This window comes from Ruegeria sp. YKSD163 (assembly GCF_059612905.1).
In genome coordinates, this window is sequence record NZ_JBXWRM010000010.1 from 34822 (window position 1) to 55743 (window position 20922).

A 20922-nucleotide genomic window follows, 5' to 3' on the forward strand; every position below is an offset into this window, starting at 1 on the left:
GCGCCCAGCCATCGATCCGGATCGTCGAGGCCGACTTTACCAAAGCCGGCCCCACCGGACGTGGCGCTGATCAGCGGGTCAACGCATCCAGGATCCGCGCCCAAGAGCGGATACCCTTGTGAAAGCTTTCCACATCGTATTTCTCGTTGGGCGAATGGATGGCGTCATCGTCATTGGCATAGCCCACCAGCATCGAATCAAGCCCCAGGATCGATTTGAAAAAACCCACGACCGGGATCGAGCCGCCCATGCCGGTGAACACCGCCTCGCGGCCCCATTCGTCAGACAGCGCGCCGCGGGCGGCCTCCATCTCGGGGCGGGCGATATTCATTACCGAGGCTTTCGAACCCTCCAGATCGTTGTCCCAGATCACCCCCGCATCGGGGCTGAGCTGTGCCTCGACATGTTTGCGGATCGCGATGCGCAGCTTGTCGGGGTCCTGATCGCCGACCAGCCGGCAGGTGATCTTGCAATGGGCCTGGGCCGGGATCACGGTCTTGGACCCAGCGCCGTTATAGCCGCCCCACAGCCCGTTGACCTCAAGCGTCGGGCGCGCCCATTGCTGTTCCAGCGTCGAATAGCCCTGTTCGCCATGCGCCTGGCTATAGCCGACCGAGTTGAGGTACTCGGCCTCGTCAAAGCCGCAATTTTCCCATTGCTGCAGCTGCTCGGCGGGCACTTCGTGCACGCCTTCGTAGAAACCTTCGACCGCGACGCGGCCCGTCTCTTCGTCATAGAACGAGGTCACGATGCGTGACAGCTCGCGCAGCGGGTTCAGGCCGGGGCCACCGTAATGGCCCGAATGCAGGTCGATGCGCGGCCCGGTGATGGTGAATTCATCCTTGAGCATGCCGCGCAGCTGGGCGGCGATCGAGGGCACCCCGCGCGACACCATCGAGGTGTCGCAGACCAGCGCGATATCGGCCTTCAACTCTTCGGCATTGGCCTGAAGGAAGGGCACCAGCGAGGGAGAGCCGCTCTCCTCCTCGCCCTCGAAGAAGAAGGTGATGCGGCAGGGCAGGGAGCCATGCACCGCCTTCCAGGCGCGGCAGGCCTCGACAAAGGTCATCAACTGGCCCTTGTCGTCCGACGACCCGCGGCCCCGGATCACGCGCCCGTTCGGGGTGTCCTCGATCTGCGGCTCGAACGGCGGGCTGGTCCACAGGTTCAGCGGGTCGACCGGCTGCACATCGTAATGGCCGTAAAACAGCACATGCGGGGCGTCGTCATGATCAGCGGCCACATGGCCCACCACCATCGGGCGGCCCGGCGTGACCCGCTTTTCGGCGGCAATGCCGATCCCGGCCAGATCGGCCACCAGCCAGTCGGCGGCCTGGTCACAGGCCTCGGCATAGGCAGGATCGGTCGAGATCGAGGGGATGCGCAGCAGCTCCATCAGTCGGTCGATGGCGGCGGGCAGGTCGGTGTCGATACGCGAGAGGACGTCGTCGAGGGACATCGGGCGGTTCCTTGTCTAACGGGATATTCGGCGCGGAGCCTAGCAGCACCGCCCGCCCTGTCCAGTGGCCGCTGTTCATCATGGGAAACCGCAACCGGGATTTGCGTCGCCCGCTGCCGTTTTTGACGCCCATCGCGGCGCAGGGCGCCTTGTCCCCGCGAAACCGCCGGTTTAATTGACGCAAGTCAAGGCTGCGACATCGGGGCCGGATGTAACAGTTGAAAAAATGATGCGCCGCAGATATCCATTCACGAACGCGAATGTGGCGTAGAGCCTGACCTGCCGCAACCCGGCCGCACGATACGAAGGAGGATCCGGTGGACTATTCGGTTAAACTCGACGCCGCCATTCAGAAGCTTCACGACGAAGGCCGCTATCGCACCTTCATCGACATCGAACGGCGCAAGGGCCATTTCCCACATGCTGTCTGGACCTGTCCGGACGGCAGCGAGAAAGAGATCACCGTCTGGTGCGGCAACGATTATCTGGGCATGGGCCAGCAACCGGTTGTGCTGGAGGCGATGCAAGAGGCGCTGACCGCCGCTGGCGCCGGCTCGGGCGGCACCCGCAACATTTCCGGCACCACCGTCTATCACAAGCGGCTCGAGGCCGAGCTGGCCGACCTGCACGGCAAAGAGGCGGCGCTGCTGTTCACCTCGGCCTATATCGCAAATGACGCGACGCTAAGCACCCTGCCCAAGCTTTTCCCCGGCCTGATCATCTATTCCGATGCGCTCAACCATGCCTCGATGATCGAGGGCGTGCGCCGCAACGGCGGTGCCAAGCGTATCTTCCGCCACAACGACGTGGCACATCTGCGCGAGCTGCTGGCCGCCGACGACCCGGCGGCGCCCAAGCTGATCGCTTTTGAATCGGTCTACTCGATGGACGGCGATTTCGGCCCCATCGAAGAGATCTGCGACCTGGCCGACGAATTCGGTGCCCTGACCTATATCGATGAGGTGCACGCGGTCGGCATGTACGGTCCGCGCGGTGGCGGCGTGACCGAGCGTGACAACCTGGCCCATCGCATCGACATCATCAACGGCACCCTGGCCAAGGCCTATGGCGTGATGGGCGGCTATATCGCCGCCAGTGCGAAAATGTGCGACGCCATCCGCTCTTATGCGCCGGGCTTCATCTTTACCACCTCGCTGCCGCCGGCGATTGCAGCAGGCGCTGCGGCCTCGGTCGCCTATCTGAAAGGCGCGCAGGAATTGCGCGACCAACACCAGACCCAGGCCCGCATCCTGAAACTGCGGCTCAAGGGGCTGGGCCTGCCGCTGATCGACCACGGCAGCCATATCGTGCCGGTGATCGTGGGCGACCCGGTCCACACCAAGAAGCTGAGCGATATGCTGCTGGAAGATTTCGGTATCTATGTGCAGCCGATCAACTTCCCCACCGTGCCGCGCGGAACCGAACGCCTGCGCTTTACCCCGTCGCCGGTGCACGGGCCCAACGAGATGGACAAGCTGGTCAAGGCGATGGACGCGCTCTGGTCCCATTGTGCGCTGAATCGCGCCGAATTGGCCGGTTGACGCAACCCGCCCGTGTGCAAGTCCTTTGCCCTATGATAGGGTTGAGGTAACAACAGGCACGGACGAATCGTTATGGGGACGATTCCCGGCGCTGTCAGACGTATCTGACAGCTAACTTGGGGCGGCAGGATGATCGGGCGCAGGTCTCAGCGCAAGTCGGCAGATGTAGAAGAGGAGAAGCCGCGCGGCTTCGACGACTTTGAATTGCGTCTGGGCGATGTCATGCGGGGCGAACGCGCCACCATGGGCAAGTCGTTGCTGGATGTGCAGCGCGAGTTGCGGATCAAGGCCAACTATATCGCCGCCATCGAGAATTGTGATCCATCCGCCTTTGATACCCCGGGCTTCATCGCCGGTTACGTGCGCTCCTATGCTCGTTATCTGGGCATGCACCCCGATGACTGTTTCACCAAGTTCTGCGCCGAAAGCGGATTCGAGGTGGCGCATGGCATGTCCGCGCAGGCGTCGAGCGTCAAAAAGCCCGGTACTCCCCCGCAGCGCCGCACGGCGGCCAGCGATCCGTTCATCGCGCCCAACACGCCTTTTGCGCCAGGCCGCGATTCGCTCCTGTCGCAGATCGAGCCACGGGCCGTCGGTTCGGTCCTTGTTCTGGTGGCCCTGATCGGCGGCATCGGCTATGGTGGCTGGTCGGTTCTGAAAGAGGTGCAGCAGGTGCAGGTGGCGCCGGTCGAACAGGCGCCGCTGGTGCTGTCGGACCTCGATCCGCTGAACGGCGCCGGCGACACGCTGGAAACCGCGATGGCGTCGCCCTCGGTCGAGGCGCTGGACCGTCTCTATCGTCCGCAGGCGCTGGACGTTCCGGTGCTGGTGGCGCGCGATGCCCCCATCGCTACGCTGGACCCGCGCACCGTGGGCAATTTCCAGACCCCTGAACTGCCCGATGTGCAGCTGAGCGAGACCCAGCGCGCGGTCGAGGCGCTGTTGCCTCAGGTCGTCGAAGATCTTGAGCCGACGCTGAAGCTGGTTGCCGTCAGTCCCGCCTGGATGCGTGTGACCGCCGCCGATGGCAGCGTGATCTTCGAGGGCACGCTGGGCACGGTCGAACAGGGCAATGTCTATGAGGTGCCGCTGACCGAAGAGCCGCCGAAACTTCTGGTGGGCGAATCCGGTGGTGTCTATTTCAGCATGAATGGCGCGCATTACGGTCCGATCGGCGCGCGTGGAACCGTCACCCGCAACGTGATCCTGTCGATGGATGCGGTGGGCGAGCGGTTCCAGGTGGCCGATCTGGAAGCGGATCAGAACAATGCGCTGCGCCAGCTGCTGGTGGCCGAGGCCCAGAGCACCCAACCGCAACAGGTCGCTAACGACTGATCCGCCATTGCCGCCACCGACGCGGCGGCCTATCTAGGGCCCAACGCGTTCCGATGCAGAGGGCCGGCCCCCATGTCCCACAATCCCGTGCGCCCTTGGCGCAATGTCTATCGTCGCAAATCGCGCCAGATCATGGTGGGCAACGTGCCTGTGGGTGGCGATGCCCCGATCTCGGTCCAGACCATGACCAACACGCTGACCACCGATGTGGCCGCCACCGTGGCACAGGTGCAGGCGGCGGCCGAGGCGGGGGCGGATATCGTGCGGGTCTCGGTCCCGGACGAGGCCAGCGCCCGCGCCCTGCGCGAAATCGTGCGCGAAAGCCCGGTGCCGATCGTGGCCGATATCCATTTCCACTATCGCCGGGGGATCGAGGCGGCAGAGGCGGGCGCGGCCTGCCTGCGCATCAACCCCGGCAATATCGGCAGCCCGGACCGGGTACGTGAGGTGATCAAGGCCGCCCGCGACCATGGCTGCTCAATCCGCATCGGGGTGAATGCCGGCAGCCTGGAAAAGCATCTTCTGGAGAAATACGGCGAGCCATGTCCTGAGGCGATGGTCGAAAGCGGGCTGGAACATATCCGCATCCTGCAGGACAACGATTTCCACGAGTACAAGATCAGCGTGAAGGCCAGCGACGTGTTCCTGTCGGCCGCCGCCTATCAGGGCATCGCCGAGGCCACCGACGCGCCGATTCACCTCGGCATCACCGAGGCGGGCGGCCTGGTCAGCGGCACCATCAAATCGGCTATTGGGTTGGGGAACCTGCTTTGGATGGGGATCGGCGACACGATCCGCGTCAGCCTGAGCGCCGATCCGGTCGAAGAGGTCAAGGTCGGCTACGAGATCCTCAAGTCGCTGGGTCTGCGCCATCGTGGCGTCAACATCATCTCGTGCCCCAGCTGTGCGCGGCAGGGGTTTGACGTTATCAAGACGGTCGAGGCGCTGGAAAAGCGGTTGGAGCACATCAAGACACCGATGAGCCTGTCGATCATCGGCTGCGTGGTGAACGGCCCGGGCGAGGCGTTGATGACAGATGTGGGTTTCACGGGCGGCGGCGCCGGGTCGGGGATGGTCTATCTGGCAGGCAAGGCCAGCCACAAGATGTCCAACGAACGGATGATCGACCATATCGTCGAAGAGGTTGAGAAAAAGGCCGCCGAGCTCGAGGCTGCCTCCGCCGCCGAAGCGGCGGAGTAGGTTTCGCTTATCCAGCGCGCGCCATCGGGGCGCCGGGCCGGTTCCTTGATTGGGTCAGATCGCGCGACAGCCGCGCGATCCGGGCTTCCTTCATCGACAGTTCCAGGTCCAGACCTTCGAGCGCGCGGCGCAGGTCCTGAATGCGGTCCGTCTGTTGCCGGATATGGAACTGCGACAGGCGCAGTCTGCGCGCGGTAAGATACCACAGCGCAAAGAAGCCGGCGGCGGGCAGCAGGCCCGCAAGGGGGGCAAGGGTCGTCATGTCCATGCCCCCAACCTAACCGCAAAAAGGTTAAGAACCCGGTGACGCCCATCACGAAGATCTGGACATTTTCGGGGCATTGCGCCGGCCATTGTGTCCGGCGCGAAATCAGCTGCGTTCGGCGCGCAGCTCGTCCACGATCTGCTGCATCTGGTCGGCGGGCATAAAGCCGCGCAGCATCTCGGTTTCCATCACAAAGGAGGGCGTGCCCGAGATATTCAGCCGCTGCGCCAGCGCTCGGGTCTCGGCCAGACGTCGGGTGACCTCTTCGCTTTCCATCTCGGCCAGAATGGCGTCGGTGTCGAGCCCCAGCCCCTCGCCGATCCGACGCAACGCGACCTCGTCGGCCTCGCCGGTAAAGTCGAGCAGCGCGTCATGCACCTGTTTATAGGCATCCGGTCCGGCCACGATCAGGGTGGCGACGGCAAAGCGCGACGAGGCCAACGAAGCCTCGCCCAGGATCGGGAATTCCTTGATGATCAGGCGGATATTGCCGTCGGTCTTCAGAAGCTCGTCCACCTCGGGCACAGCGCGGCGGCAATAGCCGCAACGGTAATCCATGAACTCGACCAGGGTGATGTCACCCTCGGGGTTGCCGCCGACCCAGGAATAGCCGTCATTGAACAGCTCTTCGGCATTGACCTGCACCAGGTGCAGATCCTGCTGCGCCTCTTCCTGCGCTTTGCGCTGTTCCAGCAGGTTGACCGCCTCGATGATCACCTCGGGGTTTTCCAGCAGATAGGCGCGGACCTGCTCTCCAAAGGCGGCGCGCTGATCCGGGGTCATGTCGGACAGATCCAGCGCCTGGGCCGGGACCGAGAGAAGCGACAGGGCCGTCACGGCCGGGGCAAAATGGCGGAGCATCATCATTTCCTTTTTACTGAGCGTTCCGATGCCAACAGCACATCCTGCGCCCGTTGCCAACCGGGAGATCCGGTGGGCAGGGCGCCAACAGCGCGTTTGGCGTGAATAAGAGCGTCTTCGGGACGACCCTGAAGCGCATAGCGCTCCGCAGTCACCATCGAGGCCATACCGTCATTGCCAAGCTTGGCATAGGCCACCGCCAGATCGCGCAACATGCGCAGGTCGCGGTATTCGCGGGCGCGGGCACGTTCCAGCACCTCAAGCGCGGCGCGGTCCTGTCCGGCGCTCAGCAGCGCGCGGCCATACCCCGCCAGGATCAGCGCATTGTTGGGCGCCAGATCGACTGCCTGTTCATAGGTGGTGACGGCGGATTGGGTCTGCCGGTGTTCCATCAAGATCTGGCCCTTGAGTTCCACATAGTACGGGTCCTCGGGGCGCAGCGCGATAGCTCCGTCAATGGCGGCGCGGGCGCGGGGCAGGTTGCGGTCGCGATGCCAGGCGATTGCCTCGCGCATCAGGCGGATGTCGCTATGCGCTTCCTCGGGCGCGCGCCCCAATGTCCATTTCGAACTGCGGGAAAAGGCCGACAGCTTGCCGCGCACGCGCGCGAACCAATATTCGGCATTGGGGTTCTCGGGGGCTTTGTCCCCATATGAGAGCAAGAAGGCCTCGGCATTGCGGATGCGGTCGCGGGTCAGCGGGTGGGACTGCATATAGGGGTCCTGCCGCCCGACGCTCAGCAATTCCTGCCCGGCAAAGGTGCGGTGCAGATCGACCAACCCGCGCAGCGAGATATCGGACCAGCGCAGATAGCTGGCGGCGGAATTGTCGGCCGCCGACTCTTCGGCCCTTGTATGTTTCAGGAACCCGCGCAGGGCCGAGCTTTGCGATCCCGCGGCGATCCCGGCGGCGGCCTCGCCGCCGCCCGCCGCCGCCGCGATCAGCGACAGGGCCAGGCCCAGTTTCGACAGGGTCTGTGCGTTTTCGAAATTGCCGATCCGCCGGGCGATATGGCCATTGGCGATATGGGCCGCCTCATGTGCGATCACCGCTTGCAGGATATCGGCGCGGGCGACCTTCTGGATCAGGCCGGAATGGATGAAGATGGCATTGTGATCCAGCACAAAGGCGTTCAGTGAACTGTCATCCACCACCAACAGCTTGACCCGGCGCGGGTTCAGCCCGGCGGCGCGCAGGATGGGAAAGGCCAACTCCTCGAGCCCGTTTTCGATATCGGGGTCGCGCAACAGGGTGATGGCCGATACGCTGCCTGCCGTGACCAGCCACAGCAGTGCCATCAGCAACAGGGCCGGGATTGACGCCAGCCGGGATACGCGGTCAAAAGCCATGGCCGCACATTGGGAGAATGCCGTGAGAAACTCAAGTCGATCCGCCGTCGATCCCTTTATCGTGATGGATGTGATGGAGGCCGCCCGCCGCGCCGAAGAGGCCGGGCGCCGCATCATCCACATGGAGGTGGGTCAGCCGGGCACCGGCGCCCCCAAGGGTGCGGTCGAGGCATTGGCGAAGTCTTTGGAAACAGACGCTTTGGGCTATACCGTGGCACTGGGCTTGCCGGCACTGCGGCAGCGCATCGCGCGGCTTTACGGCGAATGGTATGGGGTCGATCTGAACCCCGAAAGGGTGGTGATCACCCCCGGATCCTCCGGCGGATTCCTGCTGGCCTTTACCGCGCTCTTCGACAGCGGCGACCGGGTGGGGATCGGCGCTCCGGGATATCCCTCGTACCGCCAGATCCTACGGGCGCTGGGGCTGGTGCCGGTCGATCTGCCCACCGCGCCGGAAAACCGATTGCAACCGGTGCCCGCGGACTTCGCCGGGCTCGATCTGGCCGGGCTGATGGTCGCCTCACCCGCCAACCCGACCGGCACCATGCTGGACCATGCCGCCATGGGCGCCCTGATCGAGGCGGCGCAGGCGCAGGGCGCCAGTTTCATCAGCGACGAGATTTACCATGGCATCGAATACGAGGCCAAGGCGGTAACCGCGCTGGAGTTGACCGACGATTGCTATGTGATCAACTCGTTCTCGAAATATTTCTCGATGACCGGTTGGCGCGTAGGCTGGATGGTGGTGCCCGAGGATCAGGTGCGTGTGGTCGAGCGGATCGCGCAGAACATGTTCATCTGCGCCCCCCATGCCAGCCAGGTCGCGGCCCTGGCGGCGCTGGATTGCGACGCGGAATTGCAAACCAATCTCGAGGTTTACAAGGCAAACCGCAAGCTGATGCTGGAGCGGTTGCCCAAGGCGGGGTTCACCCGCATCGCACCACCGGACGGGGCGTTCTATGTCTATGCCGATGTTTCGGATCTGACCGATGACAGCCGGGCCTTTGCCGCCGAGATCCTGGAACAGGCGGGCGTGGCGGTGACGCCGGGGCTGGATTTCGACCCCAAGCGCGGGGCGGGCACGCTGCGCTTTTCCTACGCGCGCGCCACGGCGGATATCGAGGAAGGGCTGGCGCGGCTCGAAGCCTTCATGAAGGCGCGCGGATGATGGTTTGCGGCATCGGCCCATCGCGGTATCGTGTGGGATACCGGCGAGAGAAAGCAGGGACATGAGCAGGATCATCCTTTTCATCGCGCTGATCTGGGCGGCGCTTCCGGCGCTGGCGCAGGATTTCAGTGGCCTGGCCCGGATCCGGCCCGATGAAAGCCGCATCGAAACGGTGCCGCGCGGCGGGTTGTGGCTGGTGCTTGGGCTGAGCCAGGGGGTGCCCTACCGGCTGTTCACGCTGGACGCGCCCCGCCGGCTGGTACTGGATTTTCAGGAGGTGGACTGGACCGGCCTGAGCGCCGGGGCGCTTGACCAGAGCGACAAGGTGCTGGCCGTGCAATTCGGCACCTATCTGCCCGGCTGGTCGCGGATGGTGCTGGAACTGGCCGCGCCGTTGGCCATTGACCAGGTGTCGATGGTGGTGGACGAGGCCACCGGCGGCGCCCAGCTGGAGGTTGCTTTGCGCGCCTCGGACGAGGAAAGCTTTGCTGCCAGTGCCGGCGCGCCGCAGGACCCGCGCTGGGACTTGCCAGCGCCTGAGGCCCTGCCGGCGCTGCCCGAGCGCGGCGCGGATGCGCCGCTTCGGGTGGTGCTCGATCCCGGCCATGGCGGTATCGACCCGGGGGCCGAGATCGAGGGCGTGGTGGAAAAGCACCTGATGCTACGCTTTGCCCGCGAGTTGCGCGAGGTGTTGCTGCGCTCGGGCGGGTTTGAGGTGGTGCTGACCCGCGACAGCGATCATTTCGTGTCGCTGGAACGGCGCATCGCGCTGGCACACGAGGCGGGGGCGGATGTGTTCATCTCGCTGCATGCGGATTCGCTGAGCGAGGGGCTGGCACATGGCGCCACCGTGCATGTGCTGGCCGAGGAGGCCTCGGACATCGCATCGGCCAAGCTGGCCGAGCGGCATGATCGCGACGACCTGCTGGCGGGAGCCGATCTGAGCGCCACCGACGACCGGGTGACCGATGTGCTGCTGGACCTGGCGCGGCAGGAGACCCGCCCCCGCACCGAGGCGCTGGCACGCGCACTGGTCGATGGCATGACCCAGCAGGGCGGGCCGATGAACCGCCGCCCCCTGCGCGGGGCGTCGTTTTCGGTGCTGAAGGCCGCCGATATCCCCTCGGTCCTGATCGAGATCGGCTTTCTGTCCAGCCCACGCGACCTGAAGAACCTTCAGGACGCGGAATGGCGCGCGTCCATCGCTGCGGGTATCCGCAACGGGTTGGCGAACTGGCATCAGGCGGATCTTGAACGGCGCGGGCTGGTCCGGCAATAGCGTGGGCCTGTCGGGCGGAACCGGGGCGCTGCCCCGGACCCCGAGGTATTTTTGAACAGAAGAAAGCGATACGCGACGGCAAATTGGCGCCGGGCGTTTTGACCAAGGCGCGTAAGGCGCCTATATAGAAGCCACCGCGAAACAAAGGCAGCGTACGTGATCCGGTTCATCCTCTCCTTCTTCGGGGCAATCTTCAGCCTCGTCACCCTGGGTGTCTTCATGGTCGCCCTGACCATCGGGGGCGTTTTCTGGATGTATGGGCGCGACCTGCCCAGCCACGAATCGCTGGCCCAGTACAAGCCGCCTACGATCAGTCGGATCTATTCGGGCGAGGGGCAGCTGATCGACGAGTTTGCCAAGGAGCGGCGCCTGTTCACCCCGGCGGACGAGATCCCCGACCTGGTCAAGCAAGCCTTCATCTCGGCCGAGGACAAGAATTTCTACACTCATCAAGGCTATGACATCCGCGGCATCGCTGCCGCCGGGGTCGAGGCGATCCGTTCGCGCGGCAGCAATGTGCGCGGCGCCTCGACGATCACCCAGCAGGTGATGAAGAACTTCCTCTTGTCTGGGGATCGTCGGGCAGAGCGCAAGATCAAGGAGATCATCCTGGCCGCCAGGCTGGAGCAGACGCTGAACAAGGAACAGATTCTCGAGCTTTACATGAACGAGATCTTCCTCGGCCAGAACTCGTATGGTGTGACCGCCGCCGCGCAGACCTATTTCAACAAGACACTTGCCGAACTGGCCCCGCATGAGGCCGCGACGCTGGCCGCCATGCCCAAGGCGCCGTCGGATTATCACCCGGTCCGCGAATATCAGCGGCTGCTGGACCGTCGCAACTATGTGCTGCGCGAGATGCGCGAGAATGGATATATCGACAAGGCCACCTATGAGAACGAGCGCGCGATGCCGCTGCGCTCGGTTCAGAACGGCGATTTCGAAGGCTTCCGGACCGCGCTGCCGCCGCGTGACTATTTCACCGACGAGATCCGGCGCCAGCTGAGCGAGGATTTCGGCGAGGGAGAGTTCTTTACCGGCGGCTTCACCGTGCGTGCCTCGATCGACGAGGAGATGCAGGTGGAGGCGGCCAAGGCGCTGCGGGAGGCCTTGCAGAAATACGACCGTGGGCGCGGCAAATGGCACGGCACCGGCAAGAGTATCGAACCGGCCAAGCTGGGCGATGAAGAGGTCTGGCGGGCCGAACTGGCCGCGACAGAGGTGCCGCGCGATGTGGATCTGGGCGGGCGCTGGCATCCGGCGGTGGTGCTGGGCGTTGGCGACCAGGAGCTGACCGTCGGGGTCGAGGACGGCCCGGCCAAGGGGCGCGTGCCGCGCGTCGACATCAAGTGGATGAAGGGCAGCTTCAAGGACAATTTCGCGTTGGGCGACGTGGTGCTGGTGCGCAAGGCGGACGAGGACTGGTCGCTGCGCCAGGTGCCTGAGGTGCAGGGCGGCTTTATGGCGATGGACGTCAACACCGGCCGCGTGCTGGCGATGCAGGGCGGGTTCAGCTATCAGGATTCGGTGTTCAACCGCGCCACCCAGGCGCAGCGCCAGCCCGGGTCGAGCTTCAAACCCTTTGTCTATGCCGCCGCGCTGGACAGTGGCTATAGCCCGGCGACCATTGTGGTCGACGCGCCGATCGAGGTGAATACGCCGCAGGGCCTGTGGCGGCCCAAGAACGCGTCCAACAAGTTCTACGGGCCGACGCCATTGCGTACCGGTATCGAACGGTCGCGGAACCTGATGACCATCCGTCTGGCGCAAGAGGTGTCGATGCCGGTGGTGGCGGGTTATGCCGAACGGTTCGGGGTCTATGATCATATGGGACCGTTCCTGGCCAATGCGCTGGGATCGGAAGAGACCACTCTGTACAAGATGGTGGCGGCCTATGCCATGTTCGCCAATGGCGGCGAGCGGGTGGAACCGACCCTGGTCGACCGGATTCAGGACCGTTTCGGCAAGACCATCTATCGCCATGACCGGCGCGACTGTATAGATTGCCTGTCGGACCGACTGGATCCGGATCAAGCGCCGCGCATCGTGACCAACCGCGAGCGGGTGATGGATGCAATCACCGCCTATCAGCTGACTTCGATGATGCGGGGCGTGGTCGAACGCGGCACTGCGAGCGGCGCAGTGAACCTGCCGGTCCCCACGGCGGGCAAGACCGGCACCACCAACGACGCCAAGGACGTATGGTTCATCGGCTTCACCTCGAACATCGTGGCCGGGTGTTACATCGGTTATGACCGGCCGAGTCCCCTGGGCCGAGGCGCCTCGGGCGGCGGAATGTGCGGCCCTGTGTTCCAGAGCTTTATGACCGAGGCGGTCAAGAAATACGGCGGCGGCCCCTTTGACGTTCCACCGGGCGGCCATTTCATCAAGATCGACCGGTTCTCCGGCGCCCGCCTGCCGGACGACGCGTCGGGCGACTATGTGGTGGCCGAGTATTTCCGCGATGGCGCAGAGCCGATCTTTGGCCTGACCTATGATGGCGGTTTTGCCATGGGGTCGAACCTGCCGCTGTTCGAAGAGGTGCAGCAGGCCGGCCGGCAGGTCAGGACCTCGACTGGAGAGGTCACCACTGTAGGACCCAAAGCCAATTTCGGCACTGTCAGTTCGGGTGGGCTCTACTGAGGGGGCGGTCCGTGCCTCGGAAAGCACTGCAAAGGGGGGGGGCTGCCCACCGATCAAGAGGCAGATGCGCGCGGGCCGCTGGGGTAAGGCCCTGATGGCCGCAAAAACATCGGGCCTCGCTTGCCCGCGCCCCGGCACTGGTTTATCAGGCTGTTTCACGAGAGAACGAGAGCAGGACAGTCCATGCGCGCCGAAATCCAGAACGTCGTGACCGACATCGAGAAATCCCTGCGCCTGCTGGCACAGCGGATGGATCACGAGACTGCGAAGCACCGGCTTGAGGAGTTCAACGCGCGGGTAGAGGATCCGAACCTGTGGGACAATCCGGAAAACGCCCAGAAGCTGATGCGCGAGCGTCAGACGCTGGTCGATGCGCTGGACACCTATAGGGGGATCGAGACCGATCTGTCTGACAACATCGAGCTGATCGAACTGGGCGAGATGGAAGATGACCAGGACGTGATCAAGGATGCCGAGGCGGCGCTCAAGGCGCTGCGTGAGCGCGCCGCCGAGAAAGAGCTGGAGGCACTCTTGGATGGCGAGGCCGACGGCAATGACACCTTTCTGGAGATCAATGCGGGTGCCGGTGGCACCGAGAGTTGCGACTGGGCCTCGATGCTGGCGCGCATGTATGTGCGCTGGGCCGAAAAGAAGGGTTACAAGGTCGAGCTGCAATCGGAAAGCGCGGGTGACGAGGCGGGTATCAAATCGGCGGCCTACAAGATATCGGGCCACAATGCCTATGGTTGGCTGAAATCGGAATCCGGCGTGCACCGGCTGGTTCGGATCTCGCCCTATGACGCGGCTGCCAAGCGGCACACCTCGTTCAGCTCGGTCTGGGTCTATCCGGTGGTGGACGACAATATCGAGATCGAGGTGAACCCGAGCGATATTCGCGTCGACACCTACCGGTCTTCGGGCGCGGGTGGGCAGCACGTGAATACCACCGACTCGGCGGTGCGGATCACCCACATTCCCACGGGTATCGTGGTGACGAGTTCCGAGAAATCGCAGCACCAGAACCGCGATATCGCCATGAAGGCGCTGAAGTCGCGGCTCTACCAGCAGGAGCTGGACCGCCGCAACGCCGAGATCAACGCCGCGCATGAGGCCAAGGGCGATGCGGGCTGGGGCAACCAGATCCGGTCTTACGTGTTGCAGCCCTATCAGATGGTCAAGGACCTGCGCACCGGACATGAGACCAGCGACACCAAGGGCGTGCTGGATGGTGACCTGGATGGTTTCATGGCTGCAACGCTGGCGATGAAGGTCTCAGGAAAGAGCCGTGCCGACGCCCAGTCCGAGGACTGAGGCGGGCGGGGCGGGGGCGCTGCCCCCGCCCAAAAAAATTCGACGAATTTTTTTGGGCTCCCCCGGAATATTTCTTGCGAAATGAAGGGGCGGGTTCAGCCCTGTTCCAACGCGATCAGGTTGCCCTAGGGTTCGCGCATGTAAAGAGCGGGGCAGGGGCGATCAGGGGTGTCGAGATTGGCGATCTTGCTCTACCGACTGCCGCCCGCACCCAGGATCGCGCGGGCTGCGGCCTCGACAAGGGCGGTCGCAAAGGCATGATGGCGCAGGCCAGGCCTGTCGGTCCGGGGCGGGGCATCGCGCGCGATGCGGCAGACATGGGCAAGTCGCATGGGCCAATCCTAGGGTAGGGGGTAGGCCAGGAAGCGGGCGCTTGCAAAAAAGATACATGTAAACAGTGGGTTTAAATGCCGCCCGGGCGTCGCTAGGCTCAGGTCGAAGCCAGCCTTGGGAGGCCCCGCCGCATGGATGTGATCCGTTCTTCTGCCAGTGAAATTCTAGGGGCGCTGCGTAGCGGGCAGCTGTCATCCGAGGTGGTGATGGAGGCTACGCTGGCGCGGATCACCGCCGTCAATCCCGAGCTGAACGCCATCGTTGCGCTGCGTTCGGCAGAGGAACTGATGGCCGAGGCACGGGCGGCGGATGCGGTGGCGCCCGAGGCGCGCGGTGCGCTGCACGGCCTGCCGATCGCGATCAAGGATCTGGAAAGCATTGCGGGTGTACCGACAACCATGGGCTCGCTGTTGTTTGCGGATTTTGTCCCGGACAAGGACAGTCTCTTGCCGTCGCGCCTGCGGGCGGCTGGCGCGATCCTGATCGGCAAGACGAACGTGCCGGAGTTCGGGATCGGATCGCATACGTTCAACCCGGTTTACGGCGCGACGGGCAACCCCTATGCGCCGGTCCTGTCCTGTGGTGGGTCATCCGGCGGGGCGGCGGTGGCGCTGGCCACCGGCATGACGGCTTTGGCGGATGGATCCGACGAGATGGGGTCGCTGCGCAATCCGGCGGCCTGGAACAACGTGTACGGCTTCCGTCCGACCTGGGGCACCGTGCCGCTCGACCCTGAGCGCGAACTGTTCCTGCATCAACTGGCCACTCTGGGCCCGATGGCCCGCAGCCCGGCGGATATCGGGATCATGCTGGATGTGATCGCCGGAGCGGATGGGCGCGTGCCTCTGTCGGTGAACAGCCCCAAGACCGCGCCGGTGTCCCCTGCGGATCTGAAGGGTGTCCGCATCGGCTGGCTTGGCGACTGGGGCGGTGCCTATGCGATGGAGCCGGGAATTCTGGAGCTATGTGAAAGCGGGCTGCGTGTGCTTGAGACGCTCGGAGCGATTGTCGAGCCGGTTCCGGCCCCGATGGATGCGGCGGAAATTTGGGAATCCTGGCTCGACCTGCGATCCTGGGGCAAGGCCGGTTCGTTGGAGCCGCTGCTGCGCCAGAACCGGTCGGCGCTGAAGGATACCGCGATCTGGGAGATCGAACGCGGGCTCGCCCTGTCGGCGATGGATGTCCACCGGGCCAGCGTCAAACGCTCGAACTGGTACAAGCGGGCGGTCGAACTTTTCGATGAATTCGATGCGCTGGTTCTGCCCTCGGCGCAGGTTTGGCCCTTTGACGTCAACGTGCCCTATCCGAAGGAAATCGCGGGCCGGGCCATGGATACCTATCATCGCTGGATGGAGGTTACGATCCCGATTGGCCTGATCGGCCTGCCCTCGCTGGCGGTTCCGGCCGGGTTCGGCCCCCAGGGCGTGCCCATGGGGTTCCAGATCTTTGGCCCGCGCGGCGGCGATGCGAAACTATTGGCGCTGGGCGAGGCCTATCACCAGGCCACGACCTGGCCGCAACGGCACCCTGCCATGTAGACGCGAGACAACAGAGAAGGAGCAGGCATGATCGAGAAACCTTTTGGTGTGCCGCCAATGCATCCGGCCAGCTTCGACATGCTGCGCCATGCACTGGCGGCCGGGCTGCGCGATTACTTGCGGGCGCCGCTGTTCGGGCTGCTGTTTTCGGGTTTCTACGTGATGTCGGGCCTCTTGATGGCCTGGGTGACGGCCTGGACCGGCACCACCTTCTGGCTGGTGTTGGCCGCGATCGGTTTTCCGCTGCTCGGCCCCTTTGCCGCAGTGGGCCTCTATGAGGTATCGCACCGATTGGAGCAGGGCGAGCCGCTGGATTTCGGAGAGATATTCGGCGTCGTGATCTTGCAGAGCCGCCGCCAGTTGCCCTCGATCTGCGCCATCATGGTGCTGGTCTTTCTGTTCTGGTTCTTTCTCGGTCACATGATATTTGCCCTCTTCCTGGGCCTGACGACCATGACCAATGTCTCCAGTTCGATGGAGGTGTTTCTCAGCCCCAACGGGCTGATGATGCTGGCCGTGGGTACTGTGGTGGGTGCGGGATTTGCAACGCTGCTCTACATGATCACGGTGATGTCGATCCCGATGCTGCTGGATCGGGAACTGGATTTCGTGACGGCGATGATCGCCAGTTTCGGCTTTGTTACATCCAACCCCGTGGTGATGCTTGTCTGGGCCGGGATCCTGGCCGTGATGACCTTTGTCGCCATGGTGCCGGGATTTTTGGGTCTGTTTCTGGTGCTGCCCTGGCTGGGCCATGCCTCGTGGCACCTTTACCGTCAGGTGACGCGGGACGAGACCGCGGCCTGACGCTTTGGCGGTGTGGCGGCTGATCCGCCCGCAGTCGTATTGTGGGGCTGCCGGCCCTCAGCGGAACGGTTCGTCCGGGCGCAGCAGGCGCCGGTGAAAGGGCAAGAGCTGTTCTGCGTCCACAAAACCGGCCTGGCGCGCGGTCTTCCAGATGGCCGACTTGTCACGGCCCAGATGTTCGTAGACCAGCCGGGTAATTCGGTGCCCGCTCACCGGTTCGCGCACCGAGCGCGACACGTAACCGACCCAGAAATTGTTTTCGAAAGACGCCACGCGCGACAGATAGTTGAAAGAGAAGGTCATCGCGTTGCGGCGCGAGATCAACAGTGTCACCCCATCATCCTCGCGTGTGACATAGCCGCGGAATTCGCGGGTGCGGGGGTCGTCGGGCAGATCCTGTTGGCGCATCGCCTCAAGCGCCTCATAGCCGCGGATATAGGTCGCGTTGTTCTCGCGAAAGACATAGACCAGCCCCAGCACGAATTTGTTTTCGTTGACGAAGCTACGCCGCGTGAACCGGTAGAAACCACCGGGAAAGTCGTCCTCGTCAAGGCGGGTCACGTCCGGCCCGAAGAATTCGGACAGCACCGGCCCCGACAGGATCTGATCCGAAACCGGTATGGCATCGACCGGATCCAGCAGGATACGCGCATCGACATCGAAGAAGCTGCAGATCCGGTCCAGCACGTCGGGGCGGGGAAAGCTCTCTCCCGACAGATATCGGTTGAACTGGGTGCGGTTGATGCCGAGCTGGCGCGAAAGTTCGGAGATCGAGGGGTAACGGCGGGACAGTCGGCGCAGGTTTTCGCCGAACATGTTGCGGAGTTCCGCCGGTGTCCTTGTAGGTTTTGTCATAGGGTCCCGAAACAGAATTGTTCATTTAGACCGAAACGTGAAGGGGTGAGTGGTTGTTCCCTTCGGTCGATACACACAAGTTGATACTATATAGCGTCAAAATAGACGCGAAAGTGTGTCAGGAGGCTACTGGCCCAGACACAAAAAGCAATAGCCAGACACGCATTTTACCATGTTTGACTCGTGTTAATTCGCTCAATCTAAAGAAAACAAGTCATTGGGACGGGATATGTTTGGTGTAGTACTCTGGAGCGACAGTGATGATCAGAAAGCGGTCATCTGGTGCGAGGACCACGGGGACCTCGCATTCTATCGGAAAACGGATGCGCAGGCAGCGGTCTGCCTGGACGTGGGGGACTGGGTTCAGTTCGACCTGGTGACCGAACGCAAGCAGCGTCTGGCCTTGAACCCGCGGCTGGTCGATCAGGGCAGTTATCGCGGCTTGCAGGACCTGCTGCGCGATGCAGGCGCGATGGGCGGGGATGTCGCGGATGGGGCCGTGGCAAAGGTGATTCCGCTTGCCGCCCGATCACGGCGCAAGCCCGGCAGACAGGCCGAAGGCGAAGTCTGCCGCGCCTGAACCCATGCTTTGTCAGTCGCCGCGCAACAGCGCCGCGACACCCGTGCGCGCGATCTCGGCCAGGCCCAACGGCCGCATCAGATCGGCAAAGGCGTCGATCTTGTCCGGCGCACCGGTGATCTCAAAGACGAAACTGTTGAGCGTGCTGTCGACCACGTTGGCGCGGAAGATATCCGCCAGCCGCAGCGCCTCGACCCGCTTGTCGCCGCTGCCAACCACCTTGAGCATCGCCAGTTCGCGCTCGACCGAGCGCCCCTCGACCGTCAGGTCATGCACGTCGCGAACCGAGACGATGCGGCCCAGTTGCGCCTTGATCTGCTCGATCACCTGTGGCGTGCCGGTGGTGACGATGGTTATGCGGCTCAGATGGCCGGTATGATCCACCTCGGCGACGGTGAGGCTTTCGATGTTGTAGCCGCGCCCCGAGAACAGGCCGATGACGCGGGCCAGCACACCCGGCTCGTTCTCGACCAGAAGGGCGATGGTGTGCCGTTCGGCCACGTCCGAGAAGGTCGGGCGCAGGTTATAGGCGGAATGGCTGCTGGAGCCTTTCTTGATGTGTAGGGCAGACATATGCGTCCCTTTCAGAATGGAGAGTACCGGTCGCACCAGGCGCGACCGACAAAATTCGCAGGATTTTGTCAGACCAGAACCGCGCCGCCGGCCTGGATCACGCCTTGGGTCTCGGCGTCGCCCAGCAGCATCTCGTTATGGGCCTTACCCGAGGGGATCATCGGAAAGCAGTTCTCGTGCTTTTCCACCAGACAGTCAAAGATCACCGGCCCGTCATAGTTCAGCATCTCCATGATCGCATCGTCCAGGTCGGCGGGGTCCTTGCACAGGATGCCCTTCGCGCCAAAGGCTTCGGCCAGTTTCACGAAATCGGGCAGTGCCTCGGACCAGGATTGCGAATAGCGCTCGCCATGCAGCAATTCCTGCCACTGGCGCACCATGCCCAGGCGTTCGTTGTTCAGGATGAATTGCTTGACCGGCAGCCGGTACTGCACGGCGGTGCCCATCTCCTGCATGTTCATCAGCCAGGAGGCCTCGCCCGCCACGTTGATCACCAGCGCGTCCGGATGCGCGATCTGCACCCCGATCGAGGCCGGCGTACCATAGCCCATGGTGCCCAGCCCGCCGGAGGTCATCCAACGGTTCGGATCCTCAAAGCTCAGATATTGCGCCGCCCACATCTGGTGCTGGCCCACTTCGGTACAGACGTAGCGGTCACGCCCCTTGGTCAGCGCCTCCAGACGCTCCAGAGCGTATTGCGGCTTGATGGTCTTTTCCGAAGGCTTGTAGGTCAGGCAGTTCACCTTGCGCCATTCGGTGATCTGGGCCTGCCATTTCTGCACCGCCTCGGCATTCGTCTTGCGTCCGCGCGCCTTCCAGACCTTCAGGATGTCTTCCAGCACATGGCCCACATCGCCGACGATGGGGATATCGACCCGGATCACCTTGTTGATCGAGCTGGGGTCGATGTCGATATGCGCTTTTTTCGATTTCGGGCTGAACGCGTCGATGCGGCCGGTGATCCGGTCGTCGAAGCGGGCGCCGATATTGATCATCAGGTCGCAGCCATGCATGGCCATGTTGGCCTCGTAAAGCCCATGCATGCCCAGCATGCCCAGCCAGTTCTTGCCCGAGGCGGGATAGGCGCCCAGACCCATCAGGGTCGAGGTGATGGGAAAGCCGGTCGCATCCACCAGCTCGCGCAAGAGCTGGCTGGCGGCGGGGCCGGAATTGATCACGCCGCCGCCGGTATAGAACACCGGGCGCTTGGCCTTTTCGATGGCCGCGACCAGTTCGGTGATTTCTTCCATGTCCCCTTTCACCGGCGGGTTGTAGTGGGTCTCCAGCCCCTTGGGGCCTTGGTATTTGCCGGTGGCGAACTGAACGTCCTTGGGAATGTCGATCAGGACCGGGCCAGGCCGGCCCGAGGTCGCCACGTGGAATCCTTCGTGGATGGTCTTGGCCAGCTTGTCGGTGTCCTTGACCAGCCAGTTATGCTTGGTGCAGGGGCGGGTGATGCCAACGGTGTCGGCCTCCTGGAACGCGTCCGAGCCGATCATGAAGGTCGGCACCTGGCCGGTGAGAACCACGATCGGGATCGAGTCGAGCAGCGCGTCGGTCAGCCCGGTCACCGCATTGGTGGCGCCAGGACCCGAGGTCACCAGCACAACACCGGGCTTACCGGTCGAGCGGGCATAGCCTTCGGCCGCGTGCACCGCGCCCTGTTCGTGTCGCACCAGAATGTGGCGAATGTCGTTTTGCAGAAAGATCTCGTCATAGATCGGCAGCACGGCGCCGCCCGGATAGCCGAATACCGTGTCCACGCCCTGATCCTTGAGGGCCTGGACCACCATCTTTGCGCCGGTCATCTCACGTGTCATCTGCT

The 20922-nt window shown here is 63.6% G+C and carries 18 protein-coding genes; 10 read left to right on the plus strand and 8 right to left on the minus strand.

From position 1 onward, the window contains the following. Nucleotides 1-70: 70 nt before the first annotated feature. Nucleotides 71-1459: a M20/M25/M40 family metallo-hydrolase gene (locus AC2FNA_RS14115; RefSeq protein ID WP_496827545.1), complete on the minus strand. Its 1389-nt coding sequence runs from the start codon at nucleotides 1457-1459 to the stop codon at nucleotides 71-73. 317 nt (nucleotides 1460-1776) lie between these two features. On the opposite strand from AC2FNA_RS14115, the gene hemA reads away from it, so the two are divergent. The 3 genes from hemA to ispG all read left to right on the plus strand — a co-directional run bounded on the left by hemA (nucleotide 1777) and on the right by ispG (nucleotide 5535). Continuing rightward, nucleotides 1777-3000, plus strand: a complete 1224-nt coding sequence (gene hemA, locus AC2FNA_RS14120) for a 5-aminolevulinate synthase (protein ID WP_496827547.1) — start codon at nucleotides 1777-1779, stop codon at nucleotides 2998-3000. A 129-nt stretch (nucleotides 3001-3129) separates the two neighbouring features. After that, nucleotides 3130-4335, plus strand: coding sequence for a helix-turn-helix domain-containing protein (locus AC2FNA_RS14125; RefSeq protein ID WP_496827549.1), 1206 nt, complete (start codon nucleotides 3130-3132; stop codon nucleotides 4333-4335). A gap of 72 nt (nucleotides 4336-4407) precedes the next feature. Beyond that, on the plus strand, nucleotides 4408-5535 hold the full coding sequence (gene ispG, locus AC2FNA_RS14130; RefSeq protein ID WP_496827550.1) for a flavodoxin-dependent (E)-4-hydroxy-3-methylbut-2-enyl-diphosphate synthase: 1128 nt from the start codon (nucleotides 4408-4410) through the stop codon (nucleotides 5533-5535). Nucleotides 5536-5542: 7 nt separating this feature from the next. On the opposite strand, the gene AC2FNA_RS14135 is transcribed toward ispG, so the two are convergent. The 3 genes from AC2FNA_RS14135 to AC2FNA_RS14145 all read right to left on the minus strand — a co-directional run bounded on the left by AC2FNA_RS14135 (nucleotide 5543) and on the right by AC2FNA_RS14145 (nucleotide 8010). Beyond that, the gene (locus AC2FNA_RS14135; RefSeq protein ID WP_496827552.1) at nucleotides 5543-5797 is read right to left on the minus strand and encodes a hypothetical protein; all 255 of its coding nucleotides are present in this window, start codon (nucleotides 5795-5797) and stop codon (nucleotides 5543-5545) included. Nucleotides 5798-5905: 108 nt separating this feature from the next. Further along, entirely contained in the window at nucleotides 5906-6664 is a 759-nt protein-coding gene (locus AC2FNA_RS14140) for a DsbA family protein (protein WP_496827554.1), read from the minus strand. Further along, nucleotides 6664-8010, minus strand: a complete 1347-nt coding sequence (locus AC2FNA_RS14145) for a M48 family metalloprotease (RefSeq protein WP_496827556.1) — start codon at nucleotides 8008-8010, stop codon at nucleotides 6664-6666. The genes AC2FNA_RS14140 and AC2FNA_RS14145 overlap by 1 nt, the downstream gene beginning before the upstream one ends. A 22-nt stretch (nucleotides 8011-8032) precedes the next feature. Between AC2FNA_RS14145 and AC2FNA_RS14150 the strand changes: the two genes are divergently transcribed. The 4 genes from AC2FNA_RS14150 (at nucleotide 8033) to prfB (ending at nucleotide 14411) form a co-directional block, all read left to right on the plus strand. Next, a complete protein-coding gene (locus AC2FNA_RS14150) occupies nucleotides 8033-9178 on the plus strand; it encodes a pyridoxal phosphate-dependent aminotransferase (protein WP_496827558.1) in 1146 nt (381 codons plus the stop codon). 61 nt (nucleotides 9179-9239) lie between these two features. Then, on the plus strand, nucleotides 9240-10457 hold the full coding sequence (locus tag AC2FNA_RS14155; RefSeq protein WP_496827560.1) for an N-acetylmuramoyl-L-alanine amidase: 1218 nt from the start codon (nucleotides 9240-9242) through the stop codon (nucleotides 10455-10457). Between the two features lie 156 nt (nucleotides 10458-10613). Next, nucleotides 10614-13100, plus strand: a complete 2487-nt coding sequence (locus AC2FNA_RS14160; RefSeq protein WP_496827562.1) for a penicillin-binding protein 1A — start codon at nucleotides 10614-10616, stop codon at nucleotides 13098-13100. A gap of 183 nt (nucleotides 13101-13283) precedes the next feature. Beyond that, on the plus strand, nucleotides 13284-14411 hold the full coding sequence (prfB, locus tag AC2FNA_RS14165) for a peptide chain release factor 2 (protein WP_496827564.1): 1128 nt from the start codon (nucleotides 13284-13286) through the stop codon (nucleotides 14409-14411). 191 nt (nucleotides 14412-14602) lie between these two features. Here the strand turns inward: prfB and AC2FNA_RS14170 are convergent, their stop codons facing one another. Then, nucleotides 14603-14743 (minus strand): hypothetical protein, encoded by a 141-nt coding sequence (locus AC2FNA_RS14170; RefSeq protein ID WP_496827566.1) that lies wholly within the window; start codon nucleotides 14741-14743, stop codon nucleotides 14603-14605. 132 nt (nucleotides 14744-14875) lie between these two features. Between AC2FNA_RS14170 and AC2FNA_RS14175 the strand changes: the two genes are divergently transcribed. Both AC2FNA_RS14175 and AC2FNA_RS14180 read left to right on the plus strand, forming a co-directional pair. Continuing rightward, complete coding sequence (locus AC2FNA_RS14175) at nucleotides 14876-16282, plus strand: amidase (RefSeq protein ID WP_496827568.1); 1407 nt, start codon at nucleotides 14876-14878, stop codon at nucleotides 16280-16282. Between the two features lie 27 nt (nucleotides 16283-16309). Further along, nucleotides 16310-17089 carry a DUF2189 domain-containing protein gene (locus AC2FNA_RS14180; protein WP_496827570.1) on the plus strand — a complete coding sequence of 260 codons (780 nt, stop codon included), beginning with the start codon at nucleotides 16310-16312 and terminating at the stop codon, nucleotides 17087-17089. A 57-nt stretch (nucleotides 17090-17146) separates the two neighbouring features. Here the strand turns inward: AC2FNA_RS14180 and AC2FNA_RS14185 are convergent, their stop codons facing one another. Next, nucleotides 17147-17944 (minus strand): helix-turn-helix domain-containing protein, encoded by a 798-nt coding sequence (locus tag AC2FNA_RS14185; protein WP_496827572.1) that lies wholly within the window; start codon nucleotides 17942-17944, stop codon nucleotides 17147-17149. 229 nt (nucleotides 17945-18173) lie between these two features. Here AC2FNA_RS14185 and AC2FNA_RS14190 point away from each other — a divergent pair, with 229 nt between their 5' ends. Beyond that, nucleotides 18174-18524 carry a hypothetical protein gene (locus AC2FNA_RS14190; RefSeq protein WP_496827574.1) on the plus strand — a complete coding sequence of 117 codons (351 nt, stop codon included), beginning with the start codon at nucleotides 18174-18176 and terminating at the stop codon, nucleotides 18522-18524. Nucleotides 18525-18536: 12 nt separating this feature from the next. On the opposite strand, the gene ilvN is transcribed toward AC2FNA_RS14190, so the two are convergent. Together ilvN and AC2FNA_RS14200 are read right to left on the minus strand one after the other, a co-directional pair. Then, nucleotides 18537-19097 (minus strand): acetolactate synthase small subunit, encoded by a 561-nt coding sequence (ilvN, locus tag AC2FNA_RS14195; RefSeq protein ID WP_234145425.1) that lies wholly within the window; start codon nucleotides 19095-19097, stop codon nucleotides 18537-18539. 68 nt (nucleotides 19098-19165) lie between these two features. Then, on the minus strand, nucleotides 19166-20917 hold the full coding sequence (locus AC2FNA_RS14200; RefSeq protein WP_496827576.1) for an acetolactate synthase 3 large subunit: 1752 nt from the start codon (nucleotides 20915-20917) through the stop codon (nucleotides 19166-19168). Between the last annotated feature and the right edge of the window lie 5 nt (nucleotides 20918-20922).

What these genes read in the sequence shown, in the direction of transcription:
- AC2FNA_RS14135 (WP_496827552.1), bottom strand. Translation starts at nt 5,797, where the DNA reads ATGACGACCCTTGCCCCCCTTGCGGGCCTGCTGCCCGCCGCCGGCTTC.
- AC2FNA_RS14170 (WP_496827566.1), bottom strand. Translation starts at nt 14,743, where the DNA reads ATGCGACTTGCCCATGTCTGCCGCATCGCGCGCGATGCCCCGCCCCGG.
- AC2FNA_RS14200 (WP_496827576.1), bottom strand. Translation starts at nt 20,917, where the DNA reads ATGACACGTGAGATGACCGGCGCAAAGATGGTGGTCCAGGCCCTCAAG.
- AC2FNA_RS14125 (WP_496827549.1), top strand. Translation starts at nt 3,130, where the DNA reads ATGATCGGGCGCAGGTCTCAGCGCAAGTCGGCAGATGTAGAAGAGGAG.
- AC2FNA_RS14115 (WP_496827545.1), bottom strand. Translation starts at nt 1,459, where the DNA reads ATGTCCCTCGACGACGTCCTCTCGCGTATCGACACCGACCTGCCCGCC.
- prfB (WP_496827564.1), top strand. Translation starts at nt 13,284, where the DNA reads ATGCGCGCCGAAATCCAGAACGTCGTGACCGACATCGAGAAATCCCTG.
- AC2FNA_RS14155 (WP_496827560.1), top strand. Translation starts at nt 9,240, where the DNA reads ATGAGCAGGATCATCCTTTTCATCGCGCTGATCTGGGCGGCGCTTCCG.
- AC2FNA_RS14180 (WP_496827570.1), top strand. Translation starts at nt 16,310, where the DNA reads ATGATCGAGAAACCTTTTGGTGTGCCGCCAATGCATCCGGCCAGCTTC.
- AC2FNA_RS14190 (WP_496827574.1), top strand. Translation starts at nt 18,174, where the DNA reads ATGTTTGGTGTAGTACTCTGGAGCGACAGTGATGATCAGAAAGCGGTC.
- AC2FNA_RS14175 (WP_496827568.1), top strand. Translation starts at nt 14,876, where the DNA reads ATGGATGTGATCCGTTCTTCTGCCAGTGAAATTCTAGGGGCGCTGCGT.
- ilvN (WP_234145425.1), bottom strand. Translation starts at nt 19,097, where the DNA reads ATGTCTGCCCTACACATCAAGAAAGGCTCCAGCAGCCATTCCGCCTAT.
- ispG (WP_496827550.1), top strand. Translation starts at nt 4,408, where the DNA reads ATGTCCCACAATCCCGTGCGCCCTTGGCGCAATGTCTATCGTCGCAAA.
- AC2FNA_RS14145 (WP_496827556.1), bottom strand. Translation starts at nt 8,010, where the DNA reads ATGGCTTTTGACCGCGTATCCCGGCTGGCGTCAATCCCGGCCCTGTTG.
- AC2FNA_RS14140 (WP_496827554.1), bottom strand. Translation starts at nt 6,664, where the DNA reads ATGATGCTCCGCCATTTTGCCCCGGCCGTGACGGCCCTGTCGCTTCTC.
- AC2FNA_RS14185 (WP_496827572.1), bottom strand. Translation starts at nt 17,944, where the DNA reads ATGACAAAACCTACAAGGACACCGGCGGAACTCCGCAACATGTTCGGC.